Genomic DNA, 25,175 nt, shown 5'->3' on the forward strand with positions numbered 1-25,175 from the left:
CGAGGACAGGAAAAAGCCCTGGCTGGACGGGGGAGGCCAGCCAGGGCAGCAAAGGTGGTGGACGGAGGAGGAGTGGCTACGACCCCGCTCACCAGGTATGAATGAACCGTAAACCATTCGCGGAGATTTTGTGCACTCGAAACCCGGTCCCGTGACCGGTTTCACTCCGCGTGCGGTGTTGTGGGCGACGACCCTGATCGCCCGCGGTCCCGGCACGGCCGGGGTCGGGGAGGTTCATGCCCGCCGTCGGGCCGGTGCCCGGACGGCGCGCACCGCGGGCTCGGTGAGTCGCTCACCGGGCGGGGCGGCCGGGATCCCGGCGGATACGGCGTGATCATCCCGGCGGCGGTCCACCCGGCGGTCTCGCTCCGTGCCACGCTCTCGGCGGCGCCGGCGAAGACGTCCCGGGGCAGCGTCCCCCGCGCCCGCGACGGGCGGGGAGGATCGTCGCCGACCGCCCCGGTCAGCGCGGCTCGGTGCTCCGGCCGGGCGTCACGATCTCGTCCAGCACCTTGAGCACGGCTTCGTAGGCGAGACCGCGGGTCCGCGCGTCCCGCGCGTCGTCCGCGCGTTCCGTGTCGGTCCGGGCGAGGTCCGCGCTCCGGGCCCGCCAGGCCAGCAGTTCCTCGTGGGCGCAGGCCCTCGCCCGCTGGATGCGCCGCAGCAGTTCGTCCGAGTCCACCACATCGGTCATCTGTTCCGCCTACCCGGATCGTCGGGACGAATGCTCCCCGTCCGGGAGGTTTGGGCGCCGCGGGGGCGGCCAGCCGCATAAGGAGACCGCACCGTCCGGTGGAACAGGGCGCCGGGTGCGCAGGAGAAGCCGAACCCGCCGCGGAGGTGCGGCCGTCCGACCAGCCGGGACCAGCCAGGGGAGCGAAAGGATGCGTACGAACGACTCGACCGACCGTGAGGACGCCCAGGACGGCGCCTTCGGTCGCGGAGGGCACGAGTGCAGGCCGGCCGACGTCCGCAGCGCCGTACGACAGGCGGTGACCGGGCGCTGCGGGACCCTCGGCTGTCCGTACGACGAGGACGGGCTCTCGGACGCCCTGCTCGTGGCCTCGGAACTGACGAGCAACGCCATCCTGCACGGCGGCGGCATCACCGGATTCGACGTCGACATGGACGGGCCGGCCGTGCGCGTCTCCGTCAGCGACCGCAGCGACCTGCTGCCGGTCACCACCGACCCGCTCGACGAACAGGGCCGGCAGCGCACCGGCGGTCGCGGCTGGCCGATCGTCTGCCGGCTGGCCGGCAACGTCAGGGTGGCCTGTCTGCCCTCCGGCGGTAAGCGCATCACCGCCGTCGTCCCCGTGTTCTGACCCCGGCGCCGACCGGTCCGGGCCACGGCCCGCGAACCCGTGAACGCCTTTCGCGCAGGCGGAGTTTGTTCCTCCAGGGTCGGGGCAGACGGAGGTTCGTGCTTCGGACCGGAGGCGCGCCGACGGGAGCGAGTCGTCGCTCCGGGGCGCCGCACGCGCTCCGGACGGCAGGAGTTCTCGTCGCCAGTCCCTGAAACCACCGTTCAGGAGAGCGATACCGCATGCCCATCGACATGTCGACAAGCCGTCCTTCCGCTTCCGCCCCCACCACCGCGCAGCTGCGGCGCACCCATGCCGACGCGCCCGACACCATGAGCCGGTTCGCCCGGCTGGTCACCCTGGAGGAGGGCCCCGAGCGGGACGCCGTACGCGACGAGCTCGTCACCGCCTGGCTGCCCATGGCCCACCGCATCGCCGGCCGCTTCCGCGACCGCGGCGAGGCGATCGAGGACCTGCGGCAGGTCGCGGCGCTGGGACTGGTCAAGGCCGTCGACCGTTTCGACCCCGAGCGCGGAGCCTTCGAGAGCTACGCCGTGCCCACCATCACCGGGGAGATCAAGCGGCACTTCCGGGACCGGATGTGGGCGCTGCGCGTGCCCCGTCGGGTACAGGAACTGCGCAACAAGGTGCGCGTCGCCCGCCGGGAACTCACCCAGAACCCCGGGGCGGCCGAGCCCTCGGTGGCCGACATCGCCACCCACACCGGGCTCACCGAGGACGAGGTGAGCGCCGGTCTGGAGGCCCTGGAGAGCTTCAGCACCCTCTCGCTGGACGCCGAGACCTCGACCGGTGACGACGGCTACAGCCTCGCCGACACCCTGGGCGACTCCGACGCCTCCTTCGACGTCGTGGTCGACCGCGAGTCCGCCAAGGAAGGCCTGCGCCGGCTGCCGGAACGCGAGCGCGCCATTCTCTACATGCGGTTCTTCGAGGACATGACGCAGAGCAGGATCGCCGACCAGCTGGGCATCTCCCAGATGCACGTGTCCCGGCTCATCAGCCGCAGTTGCGAGCGGGTGCGCCAGGAATCCCTGCGCTGACGGCACGACATTCACCCATTCCGAACGGAGGAGAAGCAGACCGATGCTCATGCCGCATCCCGCTGTCCTGCGCAGACTCGTCGACGAGTACGAGGCGCTGACACGATCCGGATCCACCGAGGAACAGCCACAGGCACAGGCGCAGGCGCGGGCGCGTGACCTCGCCTACACGCTGTGCGTGTCCACCGGCACGCGCGACGTGAGGCACGCCCTGGAGACGGCACGTCAGTGGCTCGAGGCGGCGTCGGCCGCCGACGCCGCGATACGCCCGCCGACCGACAGAGATCCCCACGTGTACGCCTGACGGGCGGGGTGGACGCGCCGGATCCCGCGTCCACCCCGCCGCTCTTTCGGCCGGGACACGGTCCAGGAGCGCCGGACGTGTGTACCGCGAGAGCCGGGGCATGCGGATCCCGCAGGAAATCGGGGAGACATCGGGGAGGGCGACATGAACGCGAGTGCGCTGGCGCGCAACGGCAGGGTCGGGGCGGAACGAGCCGCACGGGGCTCGGTGACGAAGGGCGCCGCCAAGGCGGGGCTCGCCGCGAGAGGCGTCATCTATCTGCTGGTCGGACTGCTGGCCCTGCAGATCGCCTTCGGCGACGGCAGTCAGCAGGCGGACCGTCAGGGGGCTCTGGAGGAGATCTCGCACAAGCCGTTCGGCGCCGTACTGCTGTGGGCCCTGGGCATCGGACTCGTCGGCATGGCGCTGTGGCGGCTGTCGGAGGCCGTCTTCGGCGCAGCCGGCGCCGACGGGCGCAGCGCCAAGAAGCGCCTGCTCGCCCTCGTCCGGTGCGGCTTCTACTCCTTCGTCGCCTACTCCGTGCTGGCCTTCGCCGCCGGATCGGGCAGCGGCGGCGGTTCCGGCGACGAGCAGTCCCGGGACGTCACCGCCCGGGCCCTCGAGCTGCCCGCGGGCCAGTGGATAGTCGGCGCGGCAGGCGCGGGGATCATCGTCGCGGGCCTGTGGATCGGCGCCCGCGCCGTCATGCGGTCCTACCGCAAGCACCTGCGGCTGGGGGAGATGTCCCCGCGCATGCGGCGGCTGGTGGACATCACCGGGGTGGGCGGCGGCGCGGCCCGTGGCCTGGTGTTCGCCGCCGCGGGAGTCTTCGCCGTACGGGCCGCCGTCGAGTACCAGCCGGACGAGGCCAAGGGGATCGACGACACGCTGCGTTCCTTCGCCGGCACGCCCGCGGGGCCCGGCCTCCTGGCCTGCGTCGCGGCCGGACTCGTGCTCTTCGGACTGTTCTCGTTCGCCATGGCCCGCTGGCGCAAGGTCTGACGTCCGGCTGTGTGGGAACACGGACCAGATGAACGAATCAGAGTTCCCGCGCGACGGACGGCCCGTGGACATGTACCTCGACCTTCTGCGCGTCCGCATGGACAACGAGGACTATCAGCTGCTGCTGAAGGTCGTCGCACCCGCGCTGCGCGCACTCGAGGAGCAACGACCCGAGAGTCTCGACTTCGCCCTCGATCCCGAGGACACCCGGCAACTGCCCCAGGAGATCCGTGACGAAGCCGCCCTGGTCATCGCCACCGCGGTGACCGGCCGGCTCGACAACCAGCTGGTGGAGATAGACGTCGACGGCACCGGCCCGGTCCGGGTGGTGACCGACGCGGGCACCGCGTCCGACCCCACCCGCCTCGCCGAGATCGCCGGCTGCATCCGACAGCGCCACCAGGACACCGAAGAGCTGCGCGGTATCGCGGCGGCGAGCGACATGTCCACGGACTTCTGACCGTGGCAGGTCCCGCCGTCACTTCGGCGGAGCCACCGGCACGCCGAGCGGCCGGGCCAGGCCGACCACCGCTTCGTCCAGGCGCTGAAGGTGCCGCAGGACACGGTCGGTCACCCGGCCGTAGCGCGGCGTTCCCGGCCCGCCCGGCATCAGCAGCGAGGCGATGCTCGGCCCGGTCAGCACCTCGGCGGTGCTCCGCTCGCCCGCCACGCGCGCGGAGATCGCCCCGATGTTGTGCAGGATGCGCTGCCCGGCGCGCCGCAGCCCCGGGTCCGCCACGATCGATCGCTGCGTCGGCAGCAGCTCGGCCATGGCCGCCAGGGTCCGCGCGTGGTACGCACAGGTCTCCAGCAGCGCGACGACGTACCGGGCCGTGTCCCGCCGGGTCCGCAACGGCGTGACCGGGTGGGTCAGGGGCTGCGTGGCCGCCCGCAGATCGGCCAGCGCCTGGTCCAGCTCACGGGCCTGGTCCAGCAGCTCGGCCGGGAGACCGCCGCTCAGCTGCTCCACGGCCGCCTCGGTGACATCGTTCAGCCGGTCCAGCACGGTCGTCAGCAGCTCGTTCGTCCGCCGGTCGGTGTGCACCGGCAGCACCAGCGCCGCCGCGACGATTCCGCAGGCCGCCCCCAGCGCCGTCTCCTCCACCCGCAGCACCAGCACCGACATGCTGTAGGTGTGCAGCAGCGTGTACAGCACACCCAGCGCGGCCGTCACGAAGAACGACATCAGCGTGTACGACAGCGGCGCCGTGTAGAACATCGCGAACACGCACAGCAGCACCACCGCGAACGCGGTCCACGTGTGGTGACCGACCACCCCCGCCAGCAGGATGCCGGCGACCACCCCGAGCACGGTGCCCAGCAGCCGCCGGTAGCCCTTGACCAGGATCTCCCCGGTGGAGGCGGTGTTGATGAACACGATCCAGCAGGTCAGCACCGCCCAGTACCAGCGGTGCGAGGAGAGCAGCTCGCCGCCGACGATGGCAAGCGACGACCCGACGGCGACCTGCACGGCGGCCCGGGTGGTCGGCCGCCGCAGCCCCGTCTCCTTCCCGGCCGTGTCGGACTCCTCGTCCTCCTCGCCCGCACCGATCGCGGCGTCCTCCGCGTCCAGTTCCTCACGGGAGCGCGCCGTCTCGGGACTGTCCTCGGACTCGTCCTGCGGTCCGTCGAGCGCGATCCGCAGGCCCAGCACCGCGCGCGCCGACTCGCCGACGCCCCGGAAGACGTCCTGGACGGCGGGCGACGCCTTCGGCAGGTTCTCCTCGTCCCGGTAGCCGAGCAGCCGGTTGCGGACGTGCGCCGTGGCCGCGCCCTGCGCGACGGGAATCCGGACCAGTAGCCGCAGGGCACCCAGATCCCGGCGCAGGGCGGCGAGGGACTCGTCCCGGACGGGGAGATGGCCGCCCTCCGGCAGCGGCGCGCCCGGCAGGTGCAGGGTCAGGGTGTCGGCCCGTTCGGCGCTGCGGGCGGTCAGCAGCAGCAGGCCGAGCCGCTCGGCGGCGATCTCGGCGTCGGCGATCCGGCGCTGCACCAGCCGGGCCGTCGCCTGGTCCGGAGTGCCCTCGTCCAGCCGGCCCTGGATCAGCATCGCCGTCTCGTGCAGCCGGGCGGTGCCCTCGCGCACGTGGGCCAGTGCCTTCTCCACGTCGTCCGGACCGGCGTCCAGCAGATCGAGCTGGGCGGCCAGCAACTGCGCGAGCCGCGCCCGGAAGGCCCCGCGCAGCCGCTGGAGGATACCGGTCGGCGTCTGCGGCACCAGCACGAAGCGCGCCACCGCACTGCACCCGAAGGCGACGGCCAGCACCGCGTAGAACCCCGGCAGGCTCGAACCGGTGACCCCGACGAACAGGGACAGGAAGTAGACCTGGAAGCCGACCAGACCGAGCGCCGTGCCCCGGTCACCGAACCGGCGGCCGTAGACGGCGCAGAAGATCAGGGCCACGAAGAAGAGGTCACCGGCCACCGTCCGGGAGCTGAGCAGCGCCGCCAGCGACATCGACGCGAACGCCACCGGCAGGCCCAGCGCCAGCGTGACGGCCTGCCGGTCGCGCTGCTTCTCCCGGATCGCGAACGTGGCGACCATCGCGGCGATGGCCCCCGCCACCAGATGCGAGACGTCCGCGCCCAGCAGCGAGAGCACGGCCAGCGTGAGGGAGATCGCACCGACCGTGCGCAACCCGGCCGCCAGGCGCAGCAGCCCGGGGTCGGATGCCGCGATCCGATCCCGCCACCGTGCACCCGACGACCGTGCCGCCGCCCTCACGCCGCCGTACCCTCTTCCACCCTGCGACCTCAGGCGGTCTCCGACCCGGGCCCCTCGATCTGCGCCCGCACCTGCTCGGGTGTCAGATAGCTGTCCGTGTACTCGAAGTCCTTCAGCTTCGCCGCCCGGCGCGCCTGGAAGCCGGTGCGCACGAAGTCGTCGCCCGCGATCGCGTTGAGCGTCCAGTTCGTCAGCACCCGCGCCTTGGCCACCCCCGTGCGCAGCGCCCCCCAGTGGTAGCCGCGGGCCACCGCCTGCGCGGGCAGCCCGCGCAGCTCGATGCCGAGCGGCTTGGAGACGGCGTCGGTACCGCCGAGGTCGACGACCAGACCGAGGTCCTTGTGCACGTACGGCCGCATCGCCCGGCCCCGCAGCGTCGCGATGACGTTGTCGGCGACGACCTTGCCCTGCCGCATCGCGTGCTGCGCGGTCGGCGGGCAGATCGCGCCTTCCTCGCCCTTGGCCTCGTCGGGTACGGCGGCGGCGTCCCCGAGGGCGAACACCCCGTCGTTCCCGGGCAGGTTCATCTCCGCGGTGACGGCCAGCCGCCCGCGGACCGTCTCCGCGCCGAGGGTCGCGATGAGCGGGCTCGCGACGACGCCCGCCGTCCAGATCAGGGTCCGGGTCGGGACCACCCGCCCGTCGGTGAAGGTGACCTCCTCCGGGCCCGCCTTGGCGATCGACACGCCCAGCGAGATGTCGATGCCCCGCTTGCGCAGCACCTCCTGCGCGCTGCGGCCGAGCTTGTCGCCGAGCTCCGGCATCAGCTTCGGCGCGATGTCGATCAGATGCCACTTGATCAGGCTCGGGTCCAGGTTCGGATAGCGCTTGACCGCGTTGTGGGTGAGGAGCTGCAGACATGCGGCGGTCTCGGTGCCGGCATAGCCGCCGCCGACGACCACGAACTGGAGCCGCGAGGTGCGCTCGGCGGGGTCTTGGCTGGCGTCGGCGAGGTCGAGCTGGCTGATGACGTGGTCGCGGATGTACGCGGCCTCGGCGAGGGTCTTCATCCCGAAGGCGTGCTCGGTCAGCCCCGGGATGTCGAAGGTGCGGGTCACGCTGCCGGGAGCGAGCACGATGTAGTCGTAGGGCTCGTTGACGATCTCGTCGGTGATGGTCCGGATGACGCAGACCTTCGACTCGAGGTCCACGCCGATGGCGCCGCCCGGGATGATCCGGGTGCGGTACTTCTTGCTGCGGCGCAGCGAAACGGCGATCGACTGGGGCGTCAGCACCCCTGAGGCGACCTGTGGCAGCAGCGGCAGATAGAGCTGGTAGGCGAACGGCGTCACCAGAGTGACGTCGGCCTCCGCGGCGGAGAGCGCGCGTTCCAGACGCCGAACGCACCCCACTCCCGCGAAGCCCGCGCCCACCACCAGGATCCTGGGTCGTGTCACGATGTCCATCCCTTTCTGCGGCTCCAGGCGGTCTGCCCCGACGTCATGCGCGTGCCCCGCCCGCGGGCGTCCCGCACCTCATCGATCCCACCGCGCCCGGACTGGTTCCGCCAGCCGGGCGAGGCATGCAGACGAACGTTTCTCCTGAGGTCACCGACGTACCCCCCTCAGGGCCTGTGTACGCCCGTTGCCTTCGGGTAGGCCGTCGTACATGACGATCGCGGAGGCCGGAGGATAGTGGCGGTGTGGTGCGCGGACGGCTCCGACGACGGCCGGTGGGACAGTCGTCGGACACAGGCCGGGCAACTCGCCGAAGCGGTGGAGGGCCTGGTGGCCTGCTGGCTCATGGCCGCGGAGGAGACCAGACCCCGGCTGCCCGCTCGGCAGTTGCTGGCGCTGCGGACGGTGAAGAGCCGTCCGGAACTCAACATGACCGCCCTGGCCGAGCACCTGGGCGTCGGTCTGCCCACCGCGAGCCGCCTCTGCGACCGGCTGGAGGCCGCCGGGCTGCTGGAGCGGACCGTGCAGCCCAGTGACCGGCGCGAGGTACAGCTCGTGGTGACCGTCTACGGACAACGCCTGCTCGCCGATGTCGCCGAGCGCCGCGTACGGAGCCTCGCCTCCGTGTTCGAGGCGATGACCCCGGCCCAGCGCACCGCACTGGAGCACGGTCTCTCCGGCTTCCACCAGGCGCACATGTCGAGCAGGGGATCCGCGGACCCGGCCGACGGCCGACCGCGCTGACCGCTCCTCAGGACCCGGGCCGCGGGCGGCTGCCGAGATGGCCGCCCGCGGCACCGCCCGCGGGAGCGCCCGCGGGAGCGCCCACGTGACACAGCAGCAGGCAGACGTCGTCGTCCCGCTCGGAGTCGCTCAGCATCGGTTCCAGGATGCGCTCCGCCGAACCGTCCAGGTCCGCGTCCAGCTCCTCGGCACGGAACGAGCCGAGCGCCGCCGCCAGCCGCTCGATGCCCGGGTCTATGCCCTGGGCCCGCCGCTCGACCAGCCCGTCGGTGTACAGCGCCAGCGTGGACCCCGGCTCCAACGGCACCGTGTGGTCGGCGATCTCCTGGTGCAGCGGGATGCCGAGCATCGCCCCCGGCTTGGCGTCCAGCGTGCGCACCCGCCCGTCCGGGCCCCGCAGCACGGGCGGCGGATGACCCGCCGCCGCCCACGTCAGCACCGGCTCGCCGGGCTGGAAGCGGGCGATCACGGCCGTCGCGTACAGGTCGGGCTGGAGATGGTGCAGGAACGTGTGCAGCCGGGTCAGCAGCTCGCCCGGGCTGCCGCCGTCCACGGCGTAGGCGCGCAGCGCGGTCCGCAGCTGGCTCATCATCACCGCCGCGTGCAGCCCGTGCCCCGTCACGTCACCGATGACGGTGATCAGGCTGCCGTCGGGCTGCCGGAACGCGTCGTACCAGTCGCCGCCCACGTTCAGCCCGTAGGTGGCCGGCAGATAGCGGGCCGCGAGCCGCAGACCGGGAGTGGTCGGCAGGTCGGTGAGCAGGGCGCGCTGGAGGGTCTCGGCGATGTCGCGGTTGTGCTCGAAACGGCGGGCGTTGTCGAGCGCGCCGCCGGCCCGCCGGGTGAGTTCCACGAGCATGACCGCGTCGTCCGGGCTCCAGCGCTCGCCGGGCGCGGTCAGCGTCACCACGCCCAGGGGCGCGCCGCGGGTCGGCAGCGGCACGCACAGCAGGGACCGGCCGGGATGCAGCGCCGACGGCGGCTGGTCGTCCACCCCGGGCAGACCCCCGGGCTGCGCGGCCGCGTACTGCGGCCGCCCGGTGCGGGCCGCGATCACGGCGGCCGCGGCACGCGGAACGGACGACACCCGCTCGTCCTCGGCGTCGAAGAGCCAGACGTCGGCCGTGCGGGCGTACTCCGGCACCAGCAGCTCGGGCAGCAGACGGGCGATCTCCTCGTGGTTGAGGGAGGCCGTCAGCGTCGCGCTGGCGTCGGCGAGGAACGTCAGCCTGCGCCGGGCGTCCTCCGCCTCCCGGCGCGCCGCGTGCTCCGCCGCGAAGGCCTCGCGCTGCGCCCGTCCGGCGGCGTCCAGCTCGGCGTGCAGCGCCAGCACGCCCTGGTTGGTCTGGTGCAGCTCGTCCCGGTGGAAGGCGACGAGCTCCTCCTGCTCGGCCAGCCGCTCCAGCACCAGGGCGGTGTCCTCGTCGGCGCCCAGCAGGGCCTCCGCGAGGGCGTTCGCGTCACCCGCCGCGGCGTCGCAGACAGGGCCCGCGGCGGGCTCCGGGCAGGACGCCGTGACGCACCACGGCCGCTCGCCGTCGGCGGGGGAGGGGGAGAGCTCCACCCGCAGCGAGCCCCTCGCCACCGTCAGCACGAACCGCCAGCTGCCGCCCTTGGACAGACACTGGCGCAGCCGCGCGCCGAGGGCGGCGGCCATCCGGGTGCGTTCGAGCGGCGGCACACCGCACGCGGCGGCCACCCGCGCGGTGGTGATCCGCGCACGGGCCGCGTCGCTGACGGTGCTGATCGGCCAGGTGTGATTCATGGACCATCCGGCGGCGTCGGGGACAGGACGGCCACGGCGGTGTCGTCACGCACCGGGCGGGCGGAACTACCGGCGTCGCGGACCGTCACGGCGGCGGTGACGGCGGGGTCGCAGGACAGCAGGCGTGGGTCGACGGGCGGCGCCCAGCGGCTGGGCAGCCCGTCGCTGTGCAGGACGAGCAGACGGTCCTGGGCCCAGACCGCCTCGCTCTCGGGCAGGTTCGTGGGCCGATGCGCGCCGACTATCCCGGGCCGGGACAGCAGATGGCGCCAGGAGTCCCCCTCGCGCAGTCGCGCCCCCACATTGCCGACGCCGGCGAACAGCAGCCGTCCGGACCGCAGGTCGAGCTGGGCCACCGCGACCGCGGCGCCCCTCGTACCGCGCAGCGCGGTGTCGAGCCGGCGCAGCAGTTCGGCCGGCGGCAGGTGGGGCGAGCGCTGCACCTCGTGGACCGCCGTGGTCGAGGCGCGGGCCGCCTCGGGGCCGTGGCCCAGCCCGTCGGCCAGCATCAGGGTCAGCCGGTCCCCTTCACGGACGCAGGTCCAGGCGTCCCCGGAACACGCGGCGCCCCGGAAGGGGATGTTGACGCCGCCTACCCGCGCGGAGAACGGGGCGGACGCGGCCGAGGTGTCGCCCGGTGCGGCGGCCCCGGCCTGTCCGGGGGCCGGCTCACGGCGGCCGCGGGCGCGGGCCGGGCCGCCGATCCGGGCCAGCGCGACCGTCCCGCGGCCCGGGACACTGTGCAGGTCGAAGTCGTCGGCGAGCCGCCGGCAGGTGCCCAGGCCGGCGCCCAGCGAGCCCGCCGTGGAGAACCCGTCGCCCAGGGCGGTGCGGACGTCGGCCATGCCCGGCCCGTGGTCGACGGCGGCGACCTGCACGACGAGGCCCCCCGGCCGGCCGCCCGGCGGGGTGACCGGCGGGGTGACCGCCTCCACGAGGAGCTGTCCGCCGCGCGCGTGCTTGAGCAGGTTCGTCGCCAGCTCGGTCGCCACGAGGACGGCGTCGGCGGTGCGCGACGGGTCCAGGCCCGCCAGCGCCGCCGCGCCCTCCGCGGCCACCCGGGCGTCGCGCACCCGCGTCGAGTCGTGCACCGGGACGTCCCACACGTGCGTCATCGTGGCTCCTCACGCTGCCGCGGCGGGCGGGCCGCCCAGGAGGTCACCGTGACGGTGGTGCCGACGCCCGGCGTGCTGTCGAGGGAGAACTCGTGCACGAGACGGCGCGCCCCGCCGAGGCCCAGACCCAGCCCGCCGCCGGAGGTGTAGCCGTCGCTCAGCGCCCGCTCCGGGTCGGCGATGCCCGGCCCGTGGTCCCCGAACGTCAGCCGCAGCCCCTGGGTCCGCCCGTCGCACACGTGCTCCGCGGTCATCTCACCGCCACCGCCGTACACCAGGGTGTTGCGGGCCAGTTCGCTGGCCGCGGTGACCAGCTTGGTCTGGTCCACCAGGCCGAAGCCGAGCGCCGCGGCTGCCTGGCGCACGTGCTGCCGCACCCACACCAGGTCCAGGTCCGAGCGGATCGGCAGGCGGGCGTCGACGCCCGCGACCGTCCCGCTCACCGAGGCTCCCGGCGCGGGCCGCCCGGAGCCGTCATGGCGAGCAGTTCGAGGGCCGTCTCGGTGTTGAGCGCGGTCCGCAGGCCGGGAAGCGAGAGCCCCAGCTCCACCAGCGTGATAGCCACCGCGGGGCGCATGCCGGCCACCACGGTCCGCGCGGCCAGCAGCCGGGAGCTCGCCGCGATCTCGGCCAGGACACGCCCCAGGAACGAGTCGACGATCTCCACTCCGGAGATGTCGATGACCACGCCGGTCACCCGGTTGCGGACGATCTGCTCGGCGATGTCCTGCTGGAGCCGCTCCGCCGTACCGTCGTGCAGGTCGCCCTGGAGGGTGATCAGCAGGACGTCGCCGAGCCGGAGCACCGGCACGTGGGCCGAGCCCGAGAGGGAGAGGTCGTCGTTCACCGGGGACCCGCACCGCCGGGCGTCGCGAGCACGATGTCGGCACCCAGCCGGTTCAGGGCGTACCCGAGGGCGTCGGCGAGGCTCGACCTGGTCACCACCGTGCCCAGGTCGAGGCCGAGGTGCACGATGGTCTGCGCGATGGCGGGCCGGATGCCGGAGACGACGCACTCCGCGCCCATCAGCCGGACGGCCGCGACGGTCTTCATCAGGTGCTGCGCCACCAGCGAGTCGACCATCGGCACCCCGGTGATGTCCAGGATCGCGAAGCGGGCCTGCTGGTCGACGACCGACTCCAGCAGGGTCTCCATCACGACCTGGCTGCGGGCGCTGTCGAGCGTTCCGATGAGCGGCACGGCCACGATGCCGTCCCACAGCCGGATGACGGGGGTGGCGGCCTCGAGCAGTTCCAGGTGCTGCCGGTCGATGAGGGCCTGGCCCTCGCTCAGCGAGGTCTCCAGGACCACCAGCCGCAGGGTGCCCATGAGCACGGTCAGCAGGGTCGTGCACTCCCTGAGATGCTCGGCCGTCGCCTCGGGCAGATCGGCCACCAGCAGGTTCACCGCGGGCGGGCGGAGACCGTCGACCTCCGTGGACACCTGGCCGGAGGTGAGCCCGAAGCGGGCGCGGGAGGCCACCATCGCGGCCAGCTGCTCGCGGACCGGGGTGAATCCGGCCGCGTCCGTGTCGGCCACGCGGCCGGTGTCGGCGACCTGGGCGAGCGCGTCGACGACGACCCGACCCGCCTCCACCGCCTCGTCCCGCGAGACGGTGAACACCGTGCGGAACAGGGGTTCGTCGGCCCAGCGCTGGGCGATCTGCTCACGGCGGCGGTGCAGGAACTTCCCGACATCGCTCGCCGGCGTGGTGTGCTCTGCGGCCGTTTCGTGCTCCGGCACGTGGTTCTCTCCTCAAGTCTTGGTCGGCTTCTGTGTCGCCCCCGCGGGCCCGCCGGAGGCGGACGGTGGGCGGCGGGCTACGACGCGGGCCGTCTCCCGAACCAGTCGAGACACACGACCAGTGCGTCGTCGTCCGGCTCGGGCCTTCCCCGGTGTCCGGTCAGCCCGCGCAGCACCGCGGCCGGGACGTCCGCCGCCGGCAGCAGGGAGGCGTTGCCGAGCGCACGCGCCAGGGCCTGCTCGCCGTACGACTCGCCGCTCGGCGCCACGACCCCGTGGACGCCGTCGCTGACGAAGAGCAGCCGGTCGCCGGGCAGCAGGGTCAGCTCCTGGGCGACGTAGTCGGTCTCCTCGAACATGCCCAGCGGCAGTTGCGCGTCGAGGTCCACGAGGGACAGCTCCCGGTCGCGCAGGAGCAGCAGTTGCGGCGAGCCCGCGTCGACGATCCGCATCCGCCCCGTGGACAGCTCGATGTCCACCAGCAGGACCGACAGGTGCGCCTCGCCCCGGTAGTGGCCGTAGAGCGCCTGGTCGAGATGGCGTAGGCGGGCTCGAGCTGGGCACCCAGGGCGTACTCCTCCCGGGCGCACGAGCGGGCCGGGAGCAGCTGCCACTGCATCTCCGCCGCCAGCGTCAGCCGTTCCCTGCGGCGGGCCCGCGCGTACAGGTCGGTGTCGCGTTGGGCGACCACCAGCTCGTGCCCCAGGAGCTCGGCCAGCTCGGTGAGTTCGGCGAGCGACTCCCGGCCGTGCGCGGGCAGCGTCAGGGACAGCACGCCCAGCCGGTCGCCGCGCACGGTCACGGGCAGGTGCGCCCGCAGCCGGCCGTCGGCCGGCTCCTCGACGTACGGCTGCTGCGACCCGAAGGCCCGCCCCGGCGCACTGCCCTGCGCGGGCGCCGACTTCGTGCCGCTGGGCGCGGGCGGCACGGGCAGCAGTACCGTCAGCCCGTAGTCGGCCAGTCGCAGTTCCACGGCCTCCGCCGCGTACCGGGTGCGCAGCACCTGGCTCAGGGCGTCGGCAAGCTGGTGCGGGGCCGCGGAGCGCAGGGCGCGCCCGGCGGCGACGAGTCGGTTCACCTGGTCGGTCACGGCGCTCCCCGGAAGGTCGTGGCGGCGAGCCCGTGACGCCCCTGGAGGCGGGGGTGGGCTGACAGCGGTCGAGAAGCCTGCGAGAGTGTGACCGTGATGTCCCCCTCCTCGCGTCCGCAGCCGCTCCAGGTGGCGCGTGTGACCTCAGAGGCGGCGGAGCTGTTGGAAGTCCTCTGGGGCCGTGCCTCGACGGCACCGGTCTCCGCCTCCCAGTTGCGCGTGCTGTTCATCCTGGAGCACCACGAGGGCATCAACCTGCGCACGCTCGCCGAGTTCCTCGGGTCCACACCGCCGTCCACCAGCCGCCTGTGCGACCGCCTGCAGGCCGTCGGCTTCGTCGAGCGAAGGGTCGCCGCCGAGAGCCGCCGGGAGCTGGAGCTCTTCCTGAGCCGCCGGGGGAGTGCCTTCCTCGCCGACCTCAGATCACGCCGTGAGGCCGCGCTGGAAAGCGTGCTGGAACAGATGCCCGCCGCGCAGCGCGCCGCGTTGCTGAGAGGGCTGGAGGCCTTCTGTGCGGCCGCGGCCGAGCAGATCCACGACTCCGACGCCACTGACGCCCGTACCGCCTGACGGTTTCCCCGGGTGATCGGGTTCGCCCACAGGCACATCCGTCTTCCCCTCCGCATCGCTGTCCCGCTCACTCTGTTGCCTTACGTACACAGTTGTCAAATGACAAGTATTGGACCGTAGTCGGCCGTTCCTGCGCGTTTTCCGCGTCCGCCGGACGGCCGCTGCCAGGTCCCGGTCAGTCCTGCGGGCCGTCCGGGAGCCGCTGCCGGTCGACGAGCTCCAGAGCCTCGTCGACCTTCTCGGATATGGGCACCGTGAGGCTGACCCCGGTGAGGTCCAGGACCCGGCGCACGGCCGGGGTGGGAGCGATCACGTGCACGCTGCCCGGCAGCCCCCGGGCCTCCTGGTACACCCGCAGGATGATGTTCATGCCGGACGAGTCCATGAACGGAACCGCCGAGAGGTCGAGGAGGAAATGTCGTCGGCCGTGGTGCAGCTGATTGGCCAGATGGGCCTGCAGATCGGTCGCCGTGTCGAGGTCGAGATGGCCTTCGACCGTGACCAGGGCGACGTCCTCGCGAGGCAGGGTGACCTCGACGGACAGGGGGTTCTGGGCGATGGACACACGTACCTCCGAAAGCTGACGGTCGGGAGCGTCTACCCCGGTGGGCGACTTCGATGCACGGCGACGGCCGGCGAGGACGCGCGGGAGGCCGCACGGGACGGTCGTCATCTTCCGTGTGTCCCGCCCTTCCGTCTGCGCAACCCCGACCTGGTGTCGCGCACAGGCGAATACCCCCGAACCTCCCCACCATGCACACACGACGCAAGACCGTCACAGGGACGGCCGCCTGGGGCGCTTCCTTCGGATCAGCCCCGGTCCGCGGCACCCGGCACGGCACCTCGCGGCGTTGCCGCACGACCCGCGCACACCCCGTACGCGGATCATGCTCCGCCTCGCGATGCACCGCACCGGACACCGCTGCCACACCGCCCTCGGAGGCCGGCCACCGATCAGCCGAGTCGACGACCCTGCGGGTCAATACACCTAGCGCAGCCGGATGCCCACGATGCAGGTGTCGTCGTCCGTGTCGGACCTGCTGTAGGTGAGCAGCCGGTCCAGCTGCTGGTCCAGCGTCGGCGGCACCGTGCGGGCCTGCACCAGCAACTGGGTCAGCGACTCCTCCACGGACCGGTCGCGCCGCTCGATCAGGCCGTCGGTGTACATCAGCAGGGTGTCGTCGGCCGCCAGCTGGACCTCCTCCTCCTCGTACACCGTCTCCGGTACGGCGCCCAGCAGCATCCCCTGCAGCAGGGGCAGCGGCGCCGCCTGGGCGTCCCGCACCAGCACCGGCGGCAGATGGCCCGCCCTCGCCCAGCGCAGGGTGTGCCGGGAGGGGTCGTACAGGCCGCACACGGCCGTGGCCGTGATCGAACCGGTCAGATGGTGGGCGACGATGTTGAGCCAGGACAGCAGCTGACCGGGCCCCGCCCCGGTCACCGCCAGTCCGCGCAGCGCGTTGCGCAGCACCACCATGCTGGTCGCCGCCTCGATGCCGTGCCCGGCCACGTCGCCCACGCACAGCATCACGAGACCTGAGGGCAGCACGACGGCGTCGTACCAGTCGCCGCCCACCAGGTGCTCCTCCTCGGCAGGCCGGTAGCGGACCGCCACCTGGAGCCCGGGGGCCTCCAGAGGCGCGCGGGTGGGCGGCATGATGGCGTGCTGGAGCTGGAGGGCCAGCCGGCTGCGCTCGCTGGCGTGCTGCTCGCTCTGCGCGAGCTGGTCGCGGGTGGCGGCGAGCGCCACCTCCGTCCAGTGCTGCGAGGAGATGTCCTGGTACGCGCCGCGCACGGCGACCAGCCGTTCGTCGGTGTCGAGCACCGGCTCGGCGACGATCCGCATGTGCCGGGTCACCCCGTCCGGCCGCTGGAGCCGGAAGGCGGCGGAGGCCGGACGTCGGCGGTGCAGCAGTGTGCGCAGCAGCCGGCCGACGACGACCGCGTCATCGGGATGGGTGTGTGCGGCCAGGTCCTCCAGCGGCACCGGCGGGCTCGACTCGGGGCGCCCGTACAGGGTGAACAGCTGTCCGTTCCAGGTGGTCTCGCCGGTGAGCAGGTCCTCCTCGAAGCCGCCGATGCGGCCGAGGCGCTGGGCGTTCTGCAGGAGGCTGGCCAGGCGCGCCGTCTCGTCCTCGATCCGCCAGATCAGCAGCACGCTGTTGCCGTGCCGGCTGATGCTGACGTCCGCGACGGCGGCCAGCGGCACCTCGCCGACCAGCGCGGTCAGACTCATCCGGCGCGCGCGGAAAGGCTCGCCGGTGGCGTGCACGCGCTCGATCCGCTGGAAGAGGTCACCGCCTCCGGCGGCCATCGGATAGGCCTCGAGCAGCAGGGCTCCGTTGATCACGGCACGTGGCCGGCCCGCCGGGTCGAGAAACCGGTCGTTGACGTGCTGGATGCGGAAATCCGCCAGCTTTCCCGCCGAGTCGACGTGCGGCACCAGAACGAGGGCCGGGTCGTGCAGCCCGTCCGTGAGGTCCATCAGCTCCAGCGCGTCCGGCAGCACGAGGGGCTCCTGTCCGGGGCCCCGGACATGCGCGTACGCCTGGAGCGTGTGGGCGCACAGGTCGGCCAGGGCCTCCACCTGACGCACCACCGCGGGCGGCTGCCGTTCCAGCGGGGCGGGCCAGGCGATCTCCAGGATCCCGTCCACCCGTCCGGCGGTTCCGGCGGGCACGGCCGCCCGGCCCCCGTCCGGGTGCAGATGCCGCCCGATGGTGGGCAGCCCGGTCCCGGCCAGCGAGTCGATCCACTGGGTCGTCCCCTCGGTGTGGGCGCTGCGCGCCACCGTGGCCACCTCCGGCGGCACGTACCGCCAGCGCTCGGCCTCGCCGGAAGGGAACCCCGCGCTGCCGGCGAGGGTCAGCGAACCGTCCGAGCCCGCCGCCCAGATCGCCACGGCCACCGCGCCCAGCGGGCCCAGCGCGTGCTGGAGCAGCGAGTCGGCGACGGCCTGGGTGTCGTGCGCCGCCGCCAGCGCTCCGCTCTCGGCGGCCCGCAACCGCACGGCCGCCGACTGCTCCGCGGGATCGTCCGGCCGTCCGACGGCCGCCAGGAACGCCTCCGTCACCTCCGACACGCGGTCCTTGGCGGCCTGGTTGATGACGTCCACCGCGAACTCCAGCGGACTCAGGCCGGACTGCCCGGCCAGCACGGACAGCTGCTGTGCCGCCTCGCTCGGGCCGCAGCCGAGGCGCTCCACCAGGATGCCCTTGGCGAGTTCGACCAGGGCGCGCCCGTCGGCCTCCGCCTGGGCCTCCATGACCTCCCGGCGCAGCCGGTCCACGGTGGCGGCGAGCCGGCCCACGGGTGAGGGTGTGGCGGTGCCTTCCTGCTCCGGCGGGCTCACGCCCTCCTCGAGGGCGGACTGCTCTGCGGTGGGGACGGCCAGGGCCCGGCCCTCGCCGGGTTTGGTGGGCTGTGCGGGAATGCTCACGGTGTGCGGACTCCTCGGCTGGGACGCCTGGTGGCTCGGGCGGGGCGAACGTCGTCAGACGGTCAGCCAGCGTCGGACGCAGGTCATGAGGTCATGGGTGTCGACGGGCTTGGTGACGTAGTCGCTGGCCCCCGAGTCGAGGCTCTTCTCCCGGTCTCCGGGCATGGCCTTCGCGGTCACCGCCACGATGGGCAGGTCGGCGTACTCGGGCATGCGGCGGATCTCGGCCGTGGCGGTGTACCCGTCCATCTCGGGCATCATCACGTCCATCAGCACCAGCGCGATGTCCGGGTTCTTGCGCAGCGTGTCGATCCCCTCCCGCCCGTTCTCCGCGTGCAGGACGCGGATGCCGTGCAGTTCCAGGATCCCGCTGAGGGCGAACAGGTTGCGCGCGTCGTCGTCGACGACCAGGACCGTCCGGCCCACGACGGCGTCGTCCGGGAGGTGCGGCGCCACGTGCTGGGGCTCGTCCGGGCGGACCAGGGCGAGCACGTCGCCCGGCTGTTCGGCGGAGAGGTGCAAAGTGATGCGCTCGCGCAGCTCGTCCAGGCTGGACAGGAACTCCATCGGCTTGCCGGCCGCCCGGGACTGGAGGCTCTGCTCCTGGGCGAGGTCCGCGCGGTGCCCGCTGTGCACGAGCACCGGCACGCCCGTCAGCACCGAGTCGTCGTGGAGGGCCTCGAGGAACCGGGAGGCCTCCGCGTCGGGCATGCCCAGTTCCAGGACGACGCAGTGGCACGGCTCGGCGGCCAGCGCGCCCGCGGCCTCGTGCGCCCCGACGGCGGTGACGATGTCGACCGGCGCCGCCGACGTGCCGTCCTCCCGGCCGCGTGCCATGTCCGCCACGACGCTCTCGGCGACCAGGGTCAGCAGACCGCGGGGCCGCTCCTCCACCACCAGCAGCCGACGCGGCCGCCGGGCCGCTCCGGTGGCCGTGGGCGTACCGGGGGAGCCGAGGGGGATCGCCGCGGGCGGTCCGTCGAGGGCGCGCTCCACCGGCCGGACGCCTTCGACGACCTCCTGGAAGTCCCGCCGCGCGACCGGCAGATAGAGCGTGAAGATGCTGCCCCGGCCCGGTGTGCTGTCCACGGTGACCGCGCCGCCGAGCAGATGCGCGATCTCCCGGGTGATGGACAGCCCCAGGCCCGTGCCGCCGTACTTGCGGCTGGTGGTGCCGTCCGCCTGCTGGAAGGCGCCGAAGATGGTCTCCAGCTGCTGCTCCGGGATGCCGATGCCGGTGTCCTTCACCCGGAACGCCACCACGGTGCTGCCGCGGACCACGCTGCTCGGAACCTCCTCGTCGGAGGCCGGTTCGATGCGCAGCTCGACACTGCCCTGCTCCGTGAACTTCACCGCGTTGGACAGCAGGTTGCGCAGCACCTGGCGCAGCCGGGAGTCGTCGGTGAGCAGGTCGGCGGGGGCGCCGGTGGCCGTGCTCACGGTGAACTCGAGACTCTTCTGCGTCGTCATGGGACGGAAGGTCGCCTCGACGTACTCGATGAGCTGCCGCAGCGACACCTGCTCCGGCGACACGTCCATCTTGCCGGCCTCGACCTTCGACAGGTCCAGGATGTCGTTGATCAGCTGGAGCAGGTCCGAGCCGGCCGAGTGGATGATGCCCGCGTACTCGACCTGCTTCGGAGTGAGGTTGCGCGAGGGGTTCTGGGCCAGCAACTGGGCCAGGATGAGCAGGCTGTTGAGCGGGGTGCGCAGCTCGTGGCTCATGTTCGCCAGGAACTCCGACTTGTACTTCGACGCCAGGGACAGCTGCTGGGCCCGCGCCTCCAGCTCCTGCCGGGCCTGCTCGATCTGGAGGTTCTTCGCCTCGATGTCGCGGTTCTGCGCCACCAACAGGGAGGCCTTCTCCTCCAGTTCGGCGTTGGAGTGCTGGAGCTCCTCCTGCTGGGACTGCAACTCCGCCGACCGGGCCTGGAGTTCGGCGGTCAGTCGCTGGGACTCGTCGAGCAGCTCGTCCGTGCGGGCGTTCGCCACGATGGTGTTGACGTTGACGCCGATGGTCACCCTCAGCTGTTCCAGGAAGTCCCGGTGGATCTGCGTGAACGCGCCGACCGACGCCAGTTCGATGACGCCGAGCACCGAGCCCTCGAAGACGATGGGCAGCAGCACCAGGGCGCTGGGCTCCACCTGGCCGAGACCCGAGGAGATGGTGACGTAACCCGCCGGCAGTTCGTCGACGATGATCGTCCGGCGGCTGCGCGCGGCCTGGCCGACCAGCGAGCGGCCGAACGGGATACGGGTGGGACGGTCGTCGTCGGCGGGGTAGCCGTAGGCGCCCACCAGCCGCAGCTCCGGGCCGTGCTCGCCGTCCTCGGCGAGATGGAAGGCGCCGAACTGGGCCGACACCAGCGGCACCAGCTCGTCCATGATCAGCTCGGCGACCACGGGCAGGTCACGGTGGCCCTGCATGAGACCGGAGATACGTGCCAGGTTGGTCTTGAGCCAGTCCTGCTCCTGGTTGGCCCGGGTGGTCTCGCGCAGGGACTCCACCATCGAGTTGATGTTGTCCTTGAGCTCGGCGACCTCGCCGGAGGCGACCACGGTGATCGACCGGGTCAGATCACCTTCCGCGACGGCGCTCGTGACCCCCGCGATCGCGCGCACCTGCCGGGTCAGGTTCCCGGCCAGCTCGTTGACGTTCTCCGTGAGGCGCTTCCAGGTGCCCGAGACGCCCTCCACCTCGGCCTGGCCGCCGAGCCGGCCCTCGGTGCCGACCTCGCGGGCGACGCGGGTGACCTCGTCGGCGAAGGCGGAGAGCTGGTCGACCATCGTGTTGATCGTCGTCTTGAGCTCGAGGATCTCGCCCCGGGCGTCCACGTCGATCTTCTTCGACAGGTCGCCGCGGGCCACCGCCGTGGTCACCAGCGCGATGTTGCGGACCTGGCCGGTCAGGTTGTTGGCCATCGAGTTGACGTTGTCGGTGAGGTCCTTCCAGGTGCCGGCCACGTTCGGCACCTGCGCCTGGCCGCCGAGCCGGCCCTCGGTGCCGACCTCGCGGGCCACCCGGGTCACCTCGTCGGCGAACGCGGACAGGGTGTCCACCATCGTGTTGATGACGTCCGCCAGCGCGGCGACCTCGCCCTTGGCCTCCACGGTGATCTTCTGCGAGAGGTCGCCGCGGGCCACGGCCGTGGCGACCTGGGCGATGGAGCGCACCTGGCCCGTCAGGTTCGACGCCATGACGTTGACGTTGTCGGTGAGGTCCTTCCAGGTGCCCGACACCCCGCGGACCGTGGCCTGGCCGCCCAGGTTGCCCGCCGTGCCGACCTCGCGGGCGACGCGGGTGACCTCGTCGGCGAAGGCGGAGAGCTGGTCGACCATCGTGTTGATGGTGTTCTTGAGTTCGAGGATCTCGCCGCGGGCGTCGACGGTGATCTTCTGGGAGAGGTCGCCCTTGGCCACCGCGGTCGCCACCTGGGCGACGTTGCGGACCTGGTTGGTGAGGTTGCCGGCCATGAAGTTCACCGAATCGGTGAGGTCCCGCCACACCCCGGCGACCCCGGGCACCTGTGCCTGGCCGCCGAGCCGGCCCTCGGTGCCGACCTCGCGGGCGACGCGGGTGACCTCGTCGGCGAAGGCGGAGAGCTGGTCGACCATCGTGTTGACGGTCTCCTTCAGCTGAAGGATCTCGCCCCGGGCCGGCACGTCGATCTTCTGCGACAGGTCGCCCTTGGCGACCGCCGTCGCCACCTGGGCGATGTCCCGCACCTGGGTCGTCAGGTTGCCCGCCATGGCGTTCACGGAGTCCGTCAGGTCGGCCCAGGTCCCGGAGACCCCGGGCACCTCCGCCTGGCCGCCCAGGGTTCCCTCGGTGCCCACCTCCCGGGCCACCCGGGTGACCTCGGAGGTGAAGACGGACAGCTGGTCGACCATGCCGTTGAAAACGGTGGCGATGTCACCCAGCAGACCGTCCCCGTCGGTGGGCAGCCGGGTGCCGAAGTCCCCGTCCCGTACGGCCGTCAGGCCCGCCAGGAGCTGCCTGAGCTCGTGGTCGCCGGGAACCGCGTCCAAGGACTCGGTCGCGTTGCTGGTCATGCCTACCCTCGTTCCGCTCCCCAGGAGCCCCCGGGCGGGGACTCGGAACCGGGCCGCCCTGGTGGACGGCCCCGCTTGTCGTACGTGGATTTCCGCAGTTCACGGATGTGCGCGATGAGAGAAATCCGCCGCAGGCTAACCCACCGGAGCGCGGCGGAACAAAGCATCGCCCACTTTGCGCACACAGGAAATCCAGATGACGGGCACCGTGCATACACGAACGGAAGCGGGGTACTCGCACAGCTTTGCCCGGGACGGCTCGAAGCCGTCCCGGGCAATGTCATGACCAGGTTTTCGGGTCAGGCGATCTCGGTCCCGAGCAGGCCGGTCCGCAGCCGCTGCACCATGCGGCTGATCAGTCGCGACACATGCATCTGGGAGATGCCGAGCTCCCTGCCGATCTCCGCCTGCGTCCGCTCCTCGACGAACCGCATGTGGATGATCCGTCGCTCCCGCTCGCCGAGTTCGGCGATCAGCGGCGCCAGCGAGTGGAAGTCCTCCACCAGTTCCAGCGCCGGCTCCTCGGCGCCGAGGAAGTCGGCCAGCACGGACTCGCCGTCCGCGCCGCCGTCGGAGGTGAGGGCCGCGTCGAGGGAGGCGGAGGTGTAGCCGTTGGACGCCTTGCGCGCCTCGATGACCTCCTCCTCCGACAGTGACATCAGCTGCGAGAGCTCACGGGTGGTGGGCATCCGGCCGAGCCGCGTCTGGAGCTCCTCGGTGGCCTTGGCCAGTTCGACCCGTGCCTCCTGGAGCCTGCGCGGCACGTGCACGGCCCAGCTCGTGTCCCGGAAGAACCGCTTGATCTCGCCGACGATGTACGGAATGGCGAACGAGGTGAACTCGACCTCGCGGGTCAGCTCGAACCGGTCGATGGCCTTGATCAGCCCGATCGTGCCGACCTGGACGATGTCCTCCATGGAGTCGCCCCGGCCGCGGAAGCGGGAGGCCGCGTACCGCACCAGGGACAGGTTCATCTCGATCAGGGTGTTGCGCACGTACTGGTACTCGTGGGTGCCCTCCTCCACGACGGCCAGCCGGTCGAAGAAGCGGCGCGAGAGCTCCCGCGCGTCCTTCGGGCTCACCTGGGTGGGCATCTCGATGAGCGGAACCCCTCCCAGCGGGCTCTCCGTGCCTGCCCGCGCTGCCGTGGCCGTCGTTGCGTGTGCCGTCACGGCATTCATGCCGCTCACTCCGTTCGTCGCGCCGGTCGATGACGGAGTCCGTTTGCCCCGGGTTCCGGATCTCATGCTCGTGGTTGCGCACAAATTTTTTCAACGGGTGCTGATACCCCCTCTCTTCGGTCAGGAACGGACAGACATGCCCCGAATGCGGGCGCCACGGGCGGGTAAAGGCAGCTGTGGAGCGCGAGAAGGGAGCAGTGTGACCATCGACGGAATCTGGTCGTACACACCGGACAGTGGACATGCCGAAGGACAGGATCTGACCGAATACGCCGTCATGACGGCCGACGGCACCCTCGGCCATGTGGAACGCGAGGCCGACCCGCTCGGAATGCGGCATCTGGTCGTCGACACGGGCGTGTGGCTGTTCGGCAGGAGCGCCGTCGTCCCGGTGGGCGTCGTGACGGGCGTCGACCACACGGAACGCAAGGTGACCCTGGGCTGCACCGGGGACGAGGTCAAGGACGCGCCTCGCTTCCGCACCGACAGCGAGACGACGGACCCGGCGTACCTCACCGCCGTCGGTGACCACTATCGCCGGCTGACACCGCGGGGAACGCCATCGGTATGAGGGAAGAGGGACTCGCGCCCGCCCGCTCGGCGCCCGCCCGGGGAACGGCCGGGACATCGGTGAAGACCGCCGCCGCGGCCCGGGCCCACGCCCGCGCGGTGGTGGACACCCGGTGGAACCCGTCCACCCGGCCGGCGCGCGAGGAGGACGTCGTCGACCTGCTCCTGGTCGTGTCGGAGCTGGTCGCCAACGCCCTGCGGCACGGCGGCGGACTGGCCGGGTTCGAGATGACGCCGGTGCGGGACGGGGTCCGGCTGGCCGTGCGCGATCACAGCGACGCGGTGCCCGCCGCGGTGGGCGGACCGGGCTTCGGCGCGGCCGGCCACCGGGTGGGCGGGTACGGCTGGCCGCTGGTCGTCCGCCTGGCCCGGGACATCGTGATCGAAAAGCAGAACAACGGCGGCGGGAAGACGATCAGCGTGTTCGTGCCGGTCCGGACCGCCGAGGGGCCCTCCTGACCCGACGCGCGGCCTCTTCCCTCCTGAATATCCACTCCGACCCTGCCACTCCCGCCCTGCCGCGTTATTCACCACGGCAGGAAGACGTGCACGTCCTTCCCCTCGCCCTGGCCGGCCTCGTTCGGCACCACGCTGACCTGACTGCACAGCGTGTGCACCAGATACCAGCCGATACCCCCGCCCCCGCTGTCGGGATGGAACGGACGGGGGGACGGCGGAGCGCTGTTGGTGTCGCGCAGCGTCACGTGCACGCCGTCGAAGGTGGGGCGCAGGCACAGCTCGAAGGGGCCCGGCGCGTACTGGACGGCGTTCGCCGCCAGCTCCGTCACGATCAGCACGATGTCGTGCCAGCACTCCGGTGCCGCGGGCGGCACGGTGCCGGCCAGCTCATGGAGGAACTCCTCCGTGGCCAGCCGTGCACCCGTCACGTCCTGGGGTTCGCCCTCGAAGCGGGCTGTACGGCTGGGAATCGCCCAGGAGGACAGTGCGTCGTTTCCACGCGGCTCGGTTGCCATGTCGTCAGTGCGGTCCCTGAGTCTCCGGGACCGTCGTCCTTTCTCGTACGGCTCTCTGGCGTCGCCCCTACAGGGTTCCCGAGGGCTCCCAGGCTACGCGTCCGTCATCCGACGGCATATGGTCACGGCGGAACACGACCGTCCGCTCCCCGGCCACGC

General features: G+C 72.3%; 22 protein-coding genes and 1 pseudogene. 9 read left to right on the forward strand and 14 right to left on the reverse strand.

What is annotated here, in order from left to right; translation table 11 throughout:
- Nucleotides 1-463: 463 nt before the first annotated feature.
- Entirely contained in the window at nt 464-694 is a 231-nt protein-coding gene (locus tag QQM72_RS10405; protein ID WP_314220536.1) for a hypothetical protein, read from the reverse strand.
- 190 nt (nt 695-884) lie between these two features.
- Between QQM72_RS10405 and QQM72_RS10410 the strand changes: the two genes are divergently transcribed.
- From QQM72_RS10410 to QQM72_RS10430, 5 genes are all read left to right on the forward strand, one after another.
- Entirely contained in the window at nt 885-1,325 is a 441-nt protein-coding gene (locus QQM72_RS10410) for an ATP-binding protein (protein ID WP_314220537.1), read from the forward strand.
- A 221-nt stretch (nt 1,326-1,546) separates the two neighbouring features.
- Nucleotides 1,547-2,365 carry a SigB/SigF/SigG family RNA polymerase sigma factor gene (locus QQM72_RS10415; protein WP_314220538.1) on the forward strand — a complete coding sequence of 273 codons (819 nt, stop codon included), beginning with the start codon at nt 1,547-1,549 and terminating at the stop codon, nt 2,363-2,365.
- A gap of 43 nt (nt 2,366-2,408) precedes the next feature.
- On the forward strand, nt 2,409-2,669 hold the full coding sequence (locus QQM72_RS10420) for a DUF5133 domain-containing protein (protein WP_314220539.1): 261 nt from the start codon (nt 2,409-2,411) through the stop codon (nt 2,667-2,669).
- A 144-nt stretch (nt 2,670-2,813) separates the two neighbouring features.
- A complete protein-coding gene (locus QQM72_RS10425; RefSeq protein ID WP_314220540.1) occupies nt 2,814-3,650 on the forward strand; it encodes a DUF1206 domain-containing protein in 837 nt (278 codons plus the stop codon).
- Between the two features lie 28 nt (nt 3,651-3,678).
- Entirely contained in the window at nt 3,679-4,110 is a 432-nt protein-coding gene (locus QQM72_RS10430) for a hypothetical protein (protein ID WP_314220541.1), read from the forward strand.
- 18 nt (nt 4,111-4,128) lie between these two features.
- On the opposite strand, the gene QQM72_RS10435 is transcribed toward QQM72_RS10430, so the two are convergent.
- The gene (locus tag QQM72_RS10435) at nt 4,129-6,375 is read right to left on the reverse strand and encodes an FUSC family protein (protein WP_314220542.1); all 2,247 of its coding nucleotides are present in this window, start codon (nt 6,373-6,375) and stop codon (nt 4,129-4,131) included.
- Nucleotides 6,376-6,404: 29 nt separating this feature from the next.
- A complete protein-coding gene (locus QQM72_RS10440; RefSeq protein WP_314220543.1) occupies nt 6,405-7,781 on the reverse strand; it encodes an NAD(P)/FAD-dependent oxidoreductase in 1,377 nt (458 codons plus the stop codon).
- Between the two features lie 228 nt (nt 7,782-8,009).
- On the opposite strand from QQM72_RS10440, the gene QQM72_RS10445 reads away from it, so the two are divergent.
- Nucleotides 8,010-8,516 (forward strand): MarR family winged helix-turn-helix transcriptional regulator, encoded by a 507-nt coding sequence (locus QQM72_RS10445; RefSeq protein WP_314220544.1) that lies wholly within the window; start codon nt 8,010-8,012, stop codon nt 8,514-8,516.
- 7 nt (nt 8,517-8,523) lie between these two features.
- On the opposite strand, the gene QQM72_RS10450 is transcribed toward QQM72_RS10445, so the two are convergent.
- The 6 genes and pseudogenes from QQM72_RS10450 to QQM72_RS10475 all read right to left on the reverse strand — a co-directional run bounded on the left by QQM72_RS10450 (nt 8,524) and on the right by QQM72_RS10475 (nt 14,217).
- Complete coding sequence (locus tag QQM72_RS10450; RefSeq protein WP_314220545.1) at nt 8,524-10,281, reverse strand: PP2C family protein-serine/threonine phosphatase; 1,758 nt, start codon at nt 10,279-10,281, stop codon at nt 8,524-8,526.
- Nucleotides 10,278-11,396: an ATP-binding SpoIIE family protein phosphatase gene (locus QQM72_RS10455; protein WP_314220546.1), complete on the reverse strand. Its 1,119-nt coding sequence runs from the start codon at nt 11,394-11,396 to the stop codon at nt 10,278-10,280. Before QQM72_RS10455 ends, QQM72_RS10450 begins: the two co-directional genes overlap by 4 nt.
- Entirely contained in the window at nt 11,393-11,839 is a 447-nt protein-coding gene (locus QQM72_RS10460; protein WP_314220547.1) for an anti-sigma regulatory factor, read from the reverse strand. Before QQM72_RS10460 ends, QQM72_RS10455 begins: the two co-directional genes overlap by 4 nt.
- Nucleotides 11,836-12,243 carry an STAS domain-containing protein gene (locus tag QQM72_RS10465; protein ID WP_314220548.1) on the reverse strand — a complete coding sequence of 136 codons (408 nt, stop codon included), beginning with the start codon at nt 12,241-12,243 and terminating at the stop codon, nt 11,836-11,838. The genes QQM72_RS10460 and QQM72_RS10465 overlap by 4 nt, the downstream gene beginning before the upstream one ends.
- On the reverse strand, nt 12,240-13,139 hold the full coding sequence (locus QQM72_RS10470) for an STAS domain-containing protein (protein WP_314220549.1): 900 nt from the start codon (nt 13,137-13,139) through the stop codon (nt 12,240-12,242). Before QQM72_RS10470 ends, QQM72_RS10465 begins: the two co-directional genes overlap by 4 nt.
- A 77-nt stretch (nt 13,140-13,216) precedes the next feature.
- Nucleotides 13,217-14,217: pseudogene (locus QQM72_RS10475) on the reverse strand (PP2C family protein-serine/threonine phosphatase).
- A gap of 108 nt (nt 14,218-14,325) precedes the next feature.
- Here QQM72_RS10475 and QQM72_RS10480 point away from each other — a divergent pair.
- Complete coding sequence (locus QQM72_RS10480; RefSeq protein WP_314220550.1) at nt 14,326-14,799, forward strand: MarR family winged helix-turn-helix transcriptional regulator; 474 nt, start codon at nt 14,326-14,328, stop codon at nt 14,797-14,799.
- A 175-nt stretch (nt 14,800-14,974) separates the two neighbouring features.
- Here QQM72_RS10480 and QQM72_RS10485 read toward each other — a convergent pair whose 3' ends face one another.
- From QQM72_RS10485 to QQM72_RS10500, 4 genes are all read right to left on the reverse strand, one after another.
- Nucleotides 14,975-15,364 carry an STAS domain-containing protein gene (locus QQM72_RS10485; protein WP_314220551.1) on the reverse strand — a complete coding sequence of 130 codons (390 nt, stop codon included), beginning with the start codon at nt 15,362-15,364 and terminating at the stop codon, nt 14,975-14,977.
- Between the two features lie 423 nt (nt 15,365-15,787).
- Nucleotides 15,788-18,238 (reverse strand): SpoIIE family protein phosphatase, encoded by a 2,451-nt coding sequence (locus tag QQM72_RS10490; RefSeq protein WP_399076702.1) that lies wholly within the window; start codon nt 18,236-18,238, stop codon nt 15,788-15,790.
- Between the two features lie 54 nt (nt 18,239-18,292).
- Nucleotides 18,293-22,291, reverse strand: coding sequence for a HAMP domain-containing protein (locus QQM72_RS10495; protein WP_314220552.1), 3,999 nt, complete (start codon nt 22,289-22,291; stop codon nt 18,293-18,295).
- Nucleotides 22,292-22,590: 299 nt separating this feature from the next.
- Nucleotides 22,591-23,472 carry an RNA polymerase sigma factor SigF gene (locus QQM72_RS10500; RefSeq protein WP_399076706.1) on the reverse strand — a complete coding sequence of 294 codons (882 nt, stop codon included), beginning with the start codon at nt 23,470-23,472 and terminating at the stop codon, nt 22,591-22,593.
- 199 nt (nt 23,473-23,671) lie between these two features.
- Here QQM72_RS10500 and QQM72_RS10505 point away from each other — a divergent pair, with 199 nt between their 5' ends.
- Both QQM72_RS10505 and QQM72_RS10510 read left to right on the forward strand, forming a co-directional pair.
- The gene (locus QQM72_RS10505) at nt 23,672-24,043 is read left to right on the forward strand and encodes a PRC-barrel domain containing protein (protein ID WP_314220554.1); all 372 of its coding nucleotides are present in this window, start codon (nt 23,672-23,674) and stop codon (nt 24,041-24,043) included.
- On the forward strand, nt 24,040-24,501 hold the full coding sequence (locus QQM72_RS10510) for an ATP-binding protein (RefSeq protein WP_314220555.1): 462 nt from the start codon (nt 24,040-24,042) through the stop codon (nt 24,499-24,501). Before QQM72_RS10505 ends, QQM72_RS10510 begins: the two co-directional genes overlap by 4 nt.
- 68 nt (nt 24,502-24,569) lie before the next feature.
- Here the strand turns inward: QQM72_RS10510 and QQM72_RS10515 are convergent, their stop codons facing one another.
- Nucleotides 24,570-25,016: an ATP-binding protein gene (locus tag QQM72_RS10515; protein WP_314220556.1), complete on the reverse strand. Its 447-nt coding sequence runs from the start codon at nt 25,014-25,016 to the stop codon at nt 24,570-24,572.
- Nucleotides 25,017-25,175 lie beyond the last annotated feature (159 nt).

Origin of the sequence: Streptomyces zaehneri (genome assembly GCF_032248645.1) — a bacterium.
Classification (GTDB): domain Bacteria; phylum Actinomycetota; class Actinomycetes; order Streptomycetales; family Streptomycetaceae; genus Streptomyces; species Streptomyces coriariae.

Coding starts and splice junctions, on each gene's coding strand:
- QQM72_RS10405 (WP_314220536.1), bottom strand. CDS start 694: ATGACCGATGTGGTGGACTCGGACGAACTGCTGCGGCGCATCCAGCGG.
- QQM72_RS10410 (WP_314220537.1), top strand. CDS start 885: ATGCGTACGAACGACTCGACCGACCGTGAGGACGCCCAGGACGGCGCC.
- QQM72_RS10415 (WP_314220538.1), top strand. CDS start 1,547: ATGCCCATCGACATGTCGACAAGCCGTCCTTCCGCTTCCGCCCCCACC.
- QQM72_RS10420 (WP_314220539.1), top strand. CDS start 2,409: ATGCTCATGCCGCATCCCGCTGTCCTGCGCAGACTCGTCGACGAGTAC.
- QQM72_RS10425 (WP_314220540.1), top strand. CDS start 2,814: ATGAACGCGAGTGCGCTGGCGCGCAACGGCAGGGTCGGGGCGGAACGA.
- QQM72_RS10430 (WP_314220541.1), top strand. CDS start 3,679: ATGAACGAATCAGAGTTCCCGCGCGACGGACGGCCCGTGGACATGTAC.
- QQM72_RS10440 (WP_314220543.1), bottom strand. CDS start 7,781: ATGGACATCGTGACACGACCCAGGATCCTGGTGGTGGGCGCGGGCTTC.
- QQM72_RS10450 (WP_314220545.1), bottom strand. CDS start 10,281: ATGAATCACACCTGGCCGATCAGCACCGTCAGCGACGCGGCCCGTGCG.
- QQM72_RS10455 (WP_314220546.1), bottom strand. CDS start 11,396: ATGACGCACGTGTGGGACGTCCCGGTGCACGACTCGACGCGGGTGCGC.
- QQM72_RS10480 (WP_314220550.1), top strand. CDS start 14,326: ATGTCCCCCTCCTCGCGTCCGCAGCCGCTCCAGGTGGCGCGTGTGACC.
- QQM72_RS10495 (WP_314220552.1), bottom strand. CDS start 22,291: ATGACCAGCAACGCGACCGAGTCCTTGGACGCGGTTCCCGGCGACCAC.
- QQM72_RS10500 (WP_399076706.1), bottom strand. CDS start 23,472: ATGAATGCCGTGACGGCACACGCAACGACGGCCACGGCAGCGCGGGCA.
- QQM72_RS10510 (WP_314220555.1), top strand. CDS start 24,040: ATGAGGGAAGAGGGACTCGCGCCCGCCCGCTCGGCGCCCGCCCGGGGA.
- QQM72_RS10515 (WP_314220556.1), bottom strand. CDS start 25,016: ATGGCAACCGAGCCGCGTGGAAACGACGCACTGTCCTCCTGGGCGATT.